The sequence below is a fragment of the Marinomonas fungiae genome, from assembly GCF_001418205.1.
Classification (GTDB): domain Bacteria; phylum Pseudomonadota; class Gammaproteobacteria; order Pseudomonadales; family Marinomonadaceae; genus Marinomonas; species Marinomonas fungiae.
The window spans coordinates 548,705-554,837 of the sequence record NZ_LIQF01000001.1 but is presented as its reverse complement, the minus strand read 5'-3'; the positions used below and the strand labels follow the sequence as shown (position 1 = coordinate 554,837).

The 6,133-nt window shown below is 44.1% G+C and carries 7 protein-coding genes and 1 rRNA gene; 3 read left to right on the top strand and 5 right to left on the bottom strand.

The window, feature by feature from the left end; translation table 11 throughout:
* Positions 1-98: 98 nt before the first annotated feature.
* Together rrf and ASC49_RS02480 are read left to right on the top strand one after the other, a co-directional pair.
* A 5S ribosomal RNA gene (gene rrf, locus ASC49_RS02485) occupies positions 99-213 on the top strand.
* Positions 214-420: 207 nt separating this feature from the next.
* Entirely contained in the window at positions 421-972 is a 552-nt protein-coding gene (locus tag ASC49_RS02480) for a DUF2058 domain-containing protein (RefSeq protein ID WP_055461614.1), read from the top strand.
* A gap of 49 nt (positions 973-1,021) precedes the next feature.
* On the opposite strand, the gene ASC49_RS02475 is transcribed toward ASC49_RS02480, so the two are convergent.
* Complete coding sequence (locus tag ASC49_RS02475; protein ID WP_245624610.1) at positions 1,022-1,924, bottom strand: polyphosphate kinase 2 family protein; 903 nt, start codon at positions 1,922-1,924, stop codon at positions 1,022-1,024.
* A 35-nt stretch (positions 1,925-1,959) separates the two neighbouring features.
* Complete coding sequence (locus ASC49_RS02470) at positions 1,960-2,697, bottom strand: substrate-binding periplasmic protein (RefSeq protein ID WP_055461612.1); 738 nt, start codon at positions 2,695-2,697, stop codon at positions 1,960-1,962.
* A gap of 201 nt (positions 2,698-2,898) precedes the next feature.
* Here ASC49_RS02470 and ASC49_RS02465 point away from each other — a divergent pair, with 201 nt between their 5' ends.
* The gene (locus tag ASC49_RS02465) at positions 2,899-3,549 is read left to right on the top strand and encodes a glutathione S-transferase (protein WP_055461611.1); all 651 of its coding nucleotides are present in this window, start codon (positions 2,899-2,901) and stop codon (positions 3,547-3,549) included.
* Between the two features lie 45 nt (positions 3,550-3,594).
* On the opposite strand, the gene ASC49_RS02460 is transcribed toward ASC49_RS02465, so the two are convergent.
* Genes ASC49_RS02460 through ASC49_RS02450 form a run of 3 tightly spaced genes read right to left on the bottom strand, consistent with a single transcriptional unit; the run spans position 3,595 to position 6,105 of the window.
* Complete coding sequence (locus ASC49_RS02460) at positions 3,595-4,614, bottom strand: DUF2955 domain-containing protein (RefSeq protein WP_055461610.1); 1,020 nt, start codon at positions 4,612-4,614, stop codon at positions 3,595-3,597.
* Positions 4,604-5,668: an HlyD family secretion protein gene (locus ASC49_RS02455; RefSeq protein ID WP_055461609.1), complete on the bottom strand. Its 1,065-nt coding sequence runs from the start codon at positions 5,666-5,668 to the stop codon at positions 4,604-4,606. Before ASC49_RS02455 ends, ASC49_RS02460 begins: the two co-directional genes overlap by 11 nt.
* 2 nt (positions 5,669-5,670) lie before the next feature.
* Positions 5,671-6,105 carry a MarR family transcriptional regulator gene (locus ASC49_RS02450; RefSeq protein WP_055461608.1) on the bottom strand — a complete coding sequence of 145 codons (435 nt, stop codon included), beginning with the start codon at positions 6,103-6,105 and terminating at the stop codon, positions 5,671-5,673.
* Between the last annotated feature and the right edge of the window lie 28 nt (positions 6,106-6,133).

The window sequence follows — 6,133 nt, the reverse complement described above, 5'->3', positions numbered from 1 at the left end:
CTTGGTTATCGACTATTTCAAAGTCTAATTGTTAAGGACTCAAGTTTACGAACTTGCGTGTTTTGATGACAACATCAGAACGAACGCAAACCCGTTTGCTTGACGATCATAGAGGCGTTGAACCACCTGATCCCATCCCGAACTCAGAAGTGAAAAGCGCCATCGCCGATGGTAGTGTGGGAGATCCCATGTGAGAGTAGGTCGTCGTCAAGCTTTTAATTAAGAAGCCCTGATTGCTGATGCAGTCAGGGCTTTTTTACGTCTGTCGAAAATGCCCGGCCTTCATCCCCGATCGTAGCAAAGGGGGCAGATCCTAGTAGGTGTATCACTTTCAAATCACGGTGAAAATGGCAGGGCATTACCCTTTAAAAGCGTTATAATGCGGGTAGTTTATTGATACGCGTTGATTAGAGGTTTTACATGGCTAAGTCCTTACAAGAACAGCTGTTAGGTGCTGGTATCGTCGATAAGAAAAAGGCGAATAAAATTAAGGCTGAAAAGCTTCAGACGAAACAAAAAATGAAGAAAGGTCAGCTAGACAATTCGGCAGAAGAAGCTCGTCAGGCTGAGTTAAAGCGTCAGAAAGAAGAAAAGGCGGCGCGTGATAAAGAGTTAAACCTTAAACGTCAGGCGGAGATTGAGTACAAAGCCATTCTAGGTCAGATTCGTCAGATTATTATTCAAAACCGTGTAGCAAAGGAAGATGGCGAAATTGCTTACAACTTCACCGATGAGAAAAAGGTGAAGAAACTGTACGTATCAGAGAAGATGCATAAAGACTTATCAGAAGGACGTCTAGCGATTGCTAAGCTAGAAGGTCAATACGAGATTGTACCGAAAGGTATTGCCGAGAAGGTTCAAGAGAAAGAGCCTGATATGATTCTGGTATTAAATACCTCTTCTAAAGCAGAGGATATCGACGAAGATGATCCGTATGCTGAGTTCCAAATTCCAGATGATTTGATGTGGTAAGAAAGCAAGAGGGCCGATTTAATCGGCCCTCTTGATTTTATATGATGTGCTAGTCGTTAATCTCGATTCCCAGCTGTTTTCGCGCAGCTTTCACGACCGCTTCGTCCACAGGTGGTGGTGATAAGTCCATTTCTTTCGATAAGGCCTCAATCACGGTATTTAATACTTCCACTCTGGCAAACCATTTCTTGTTGCCTGGAATAATATGCCAAGGTGCTGAGATGGTCGAAGTACGTTGGAACATTTCATCTGTTGCCGTTTCATAAAGCTCCCATTTTGAGCGATTACGTATGTCTTCTTCCGTTAATTTCCATTGTTTGACGGGGTTGTTGAGACGTTCCTCAAAGCGTTTAAGTTGTTCGTCTTTCGAGATGTGCATAAAAATCTTGATGATGCGCACACCGTCGTCGGTCAGCATTCGCTCAAACTCGTTAATTTCTTGATAAGCGCGCTGCCATTCATTTGGCGAGGCAAACTCTTCAATGCGCTCGACCAATACTCGCTCATACCAAGAGCGATCAAATATTGCGATCGAACCGGGTTTAGGTAGGCGAGCTTGAAAGCGATAGAGGTAATGTCGACCTTGCTCATCTTTTGTTGGTGAAGCGATTGGGTGTACGCGGTAACCTCGTGGGTCTAATTTTTCCCTAATTCGGCGGATAGCACCGCCTTTGCCTGCAGCATCCCAGCCTTGAAAAACGATAATCGCGCGCTTACCTTGATGATAATAAGCTTGTTGAACTTGAAGCATTAGCTCCTGAGCCTTTTTCAGTTTCTTATGATACTGATCTTTATCTTTTAGAGCATAATCGTTTGATTCAGTATCATAGTCACTAAGGCGAGGTGGGGTAGCAACTAAGGTGATAGTACTTGGAGAAAACATCCCTTGCTCCATATCGAAGTTCCAGAAAAAATAAGGCTCACAGAACAAGTCTGTGAGCCTTATTAGCATACTCTTCGCCTGCTCTATTGAACAGGATAACGGCCTTACTGCTGATTAAACTCAGCTAGAATCTCGTCGTAGCGGCCAGAACCTTGAATCGCGATCAAACCTTTATTGAATGCGTCACGTAGTTCTTCTGCATTTGGAATGGATTTAGAGATCAATAGATATAGATCGTTTTCTTCCAATGGAGGTAACAGGATTTGTAGCTTTGATGCATCAATGCCTTCTGCTTCTGCCGCAGCTTTAGCTACCGCTAGACTGTCGGCATATAGATTCACTTCACCTGCATCTAGAGCTTTTACTGCATCTTTAACTTCTGGGTATTCTTTAAGGTTAGAGAATGGGAAGTTATCGAATGATTCACCAATTACGGTTGCTTTGATTTTTGCAATTTTGTACTGATCAAGGGACTCAAATGAGTCGTAGTTGTTAAGTGGAAAGTCAGGTTTTTTAATAAGGCCTGCTAACACTGTGTAGATTGGAATAGAGAAGTAATATTCTTGAGCACGTTCTTCAGAGTAGTAGCCACCGACAATAGCGTCTTTCTCACCGCTCTTCACAACGTCCAGGGCATTCTGCCAAGCTGTAAACTCAATAGTGCTGTCATAACCAGATTGAGCTAGTGCTTCGTCAACAATAGCAGTGATAAAACCGCCACGTTCTAAACTGTCGCCATAGAAAGGTGGCCAGTTCATAGTCGTTAATTCAACAGTCTGAGCTTGGATTGTAAGAGGTAGTGCAAACGCTAGTGCGGAAAAGAACTTCGTAAGCTTTTTCATTGTTAATCCTTTTTTGGTGTTAAACACTTATACTATTTACTCATTCTATGAACATTGTTGTCTATTCAATAGACAGGGTGTCGTAAACGGGCAGACATTAGTCGTATTGCTGGAATTGACGTAAAAACTGGAGCTATTTCATCGTTTGCTGCGCTTTTATTTATAATAGTAGCTTTTAAATTTATTGATTAGGAGGGCGTTTTGCCTGCCATTCTATACAGTTTTCGCCGATGCCCTTATGCCATCCGTGTGCGTTATACACTCGCTATATTAGAGCTAAGAGTGCAATTGCGTGAAGTCGTTCTGAAAAATAAGCCTGCAGCACTGCTTAACTTAGGTGGACGTTCCACTGTGCCACAGCTTTTAGCCGATGGCCAACGCTACCCTGAAAGTCTCGATATCATTTTTTGGGCAATAAAGCACACAAAACATGCTGACGTATCTGAGCAATTATGGCCAGAGAACGCTCAACAACAAGCGAAGATTCAAGCTTGGATAGGGTTTAATGATCATTGTTTTAAACCATGGCTAGACCGCTATAAATATGCTGATCGTCATCCTGAACAGGTGCAAAGCTATTATCGAGAAAAGGGCGAGAGGTTTTTGAAACGCTTAGAGCAGCGTTTGAAGCATTCTCGCTTTTTGATGGGGGAGAAGATGACGCTTGCTGATATTGCTGTCTTCCCATTTATTCGCCAGTTTGCAGGTGTTGATTTGAAATGGTTTGAGCAAAGCCACTACCCGTATTTGAAGTGTTGGTTAAATAGCTTTGTCGAGAGCGACTGTTTTCAAACAGTCATGACTAAATTTCCTGCATGGGAGGAATCACAAAATGTCGTTTGCTTCCCATAAATAAAAAACCGCATACGATGAATGCGGTTTTTGAATGTATGTTGGTCATGCATAGTTACTGGTGGCTTCAAATTTATTCAGTGCATAATCAATGATATAAGCGAGCATAAGCACTAAAAACATGGCTACAACGACTGAACTGAAACGATAGATAGCACTGTAAAAAATATCGTTATGAGGGGTCAAATATTGCCCATACAGGATGCCGATGGTGGTCAAAGCACCAAAACCGATGCCAGAGCCAGAGCGCTCTACTAAGTGGAAGTAGGCGGTTATCATCACTGTTATGAATAACGAAATGCATACAAGGAAGAAGTTGCCGATCAGGGTGTACATTAATACCTGCGCCACCAAAGCCAATCCACAGCCATAGGCTACCCCTTTTGAGCGTTTCTTAGCGCTCGCAATAGAGCCTTGATAGGTCATTGGGAACAGTATCAACATGGTCGCGACTTGTGCAGAAAGAGAATCGCGCAAGTCAAACACTTGGAAGACTGTGAATGAAGCGGTGGCCAGTAAGGCACCTAAGATCGTTCTATGGTTCACTTGTGCTGCTGTGGGTGGTGCTGGCGGTGCCCCCTGGAATGGTTCAAGATCCGGTAGTAACCAATAGAGTAAGTAAGCACTAGCTACGGATATGATCGCTGCTAATACTGTAGTGACTACCATATCGGTTGCCTGACTGGCGTCATAACTGCCAAAGTTGAGCAATGTCGACAAAGTGATTAGACCAGACGCCCACATTAAAAAATAGCGTGTGGTGAGCATAAAGCGGAAGTGGTAACCAAAGATAAATAGAGCCACAAACCACATCGCTGTAGGGTAGGGCTTAAAGATTGTCTGTAAGATCCACATCTCGGCAGCGCTAATAAAACCGCCAACGATAAACTCAATGGCTAAAGTTCGATTAAAGGTTGGCACCATGCCCAGTAGGAGCATGGGGAATACCGTGAAAAAGACACCATAAGGCCAATCCATTAGTTTGCACACAGCGAAGCCAATGGTGGTGCCAAATGCTATGCGTAGTAAGCGTCGTTTTTCGTTGGCTTGCATCTCAATAAACATAGTGCAATAAGCTCACGATGCGCATTTGTACGTGACCAATAAAGCGGAAGATTGACGAATTAGTAGATTCCACCATTACCGTCGCTTTAGAGCCACTCACCAGAGGCTCAGGTAATACGTTATCTTGCTTAACGTAAACACGAATACGTTGCGCGTCGCGTACCCAGCGATCGCTATCGTCAGGTGTCGCTAGAACGCCATTGGCCATATTTTGGCCTTGAGCTATACCGAAGTCGCGGCTGACTAGCTCTCCTTCAAACACTTGTCCAGGAAAAGCATCGTAGACAATTAATGCCGTGGCGCCTTGCTGTACATTGGTAATACTTTTCTCACGGAAATCAGCGGTGATACGGTCACGGCCTGTCACCACTAAGGACAGCAGTGCTTGACCGCTTTGCGCCACCATCCCCGGTACTAACTGCATGTTAGAAATTACGCCATCTTGCGGTGCTCGAATTTCGGTACGAGTCACATCTAAACGGGCGTTAGCAAGGGCATTGCGAGCGTTGTTAACATCAATGTTATTGTTTTCGTCTTCGCCCAATTCAATCAAAATGGCACTTTTTCGAGCTTCAATAGCCTTTAAGTTGGCGCGGCCAGCTTGCATCAGCGTTTGTGCTTGATCGAGCTGTTGTTCGCTGACTAGGTTTTGCCCACGAAGTTTGTTCAGGCGGTGGTATTCTCGTTCACTTTCTTGCAAAGAAACTTTCGCTGAAGCGATCTCTGCATCCGCTTCGGCGATATTTGCTTTAAGCGTTGCATTGTTCTGATAAGCTTGCTGGAGTGCTAGTTTTGCTTGGCGTTCAGCGAGAAGAAAATCAGTGTCTTCAATTTTAAACAGCAAATCCCCTTTCTTTACTTGTTGGTTATTGTGTACTGCGACGTCAAGAACCTTACCTGAAACCTGTGGCGCGATGCTTAACACAGGACGCTGCACCGTTGAATAGCTGGTCATAGGGATGGTCGTATCAGCTATGACGAGATACGCGAAAATAGCAAAAAATAGGATGATTGCGCGTTTCATCCAGCGATTAAAATGTACATCAGGAGTCATAGTTAGTCTTTCGAACTCATTTTTTGGGCGTTAGAAATAATCATGAGCAGGGCTTCATCGAGTAAGGCACGCTGCTCTTTTGAGAGGCCAAGAAGCAATTCAGCGCGTCCTTTTTCAGCGATGTTTTGCATGGTATTGAGCTGTTGTTGTCCTTCATCTGTGAACCACAAGGTTTTACATCGAGCATCATGAGATGACTCGCGTCGCTCAATAAAACCGGATAACTCCAATTGATTTAGAGTTCTTATAAGTGAGGGTTGTTCGATACCGATCGTGCTAGCCAGATCGCTTTGTGTGCAACCTTGCCCCAAGCGATTCAGGTGCATCATTACGATCCACTTTGATTGGGTAAAGCCAATATCCGACATTTGGTAGTCGACGGCATGACGCCAGCTATTTGCTGCTCGGGCTAGGTTCCAGCCGATATTTTGATCCATGTGATTACTTAATTGATTAGCCTGCTAG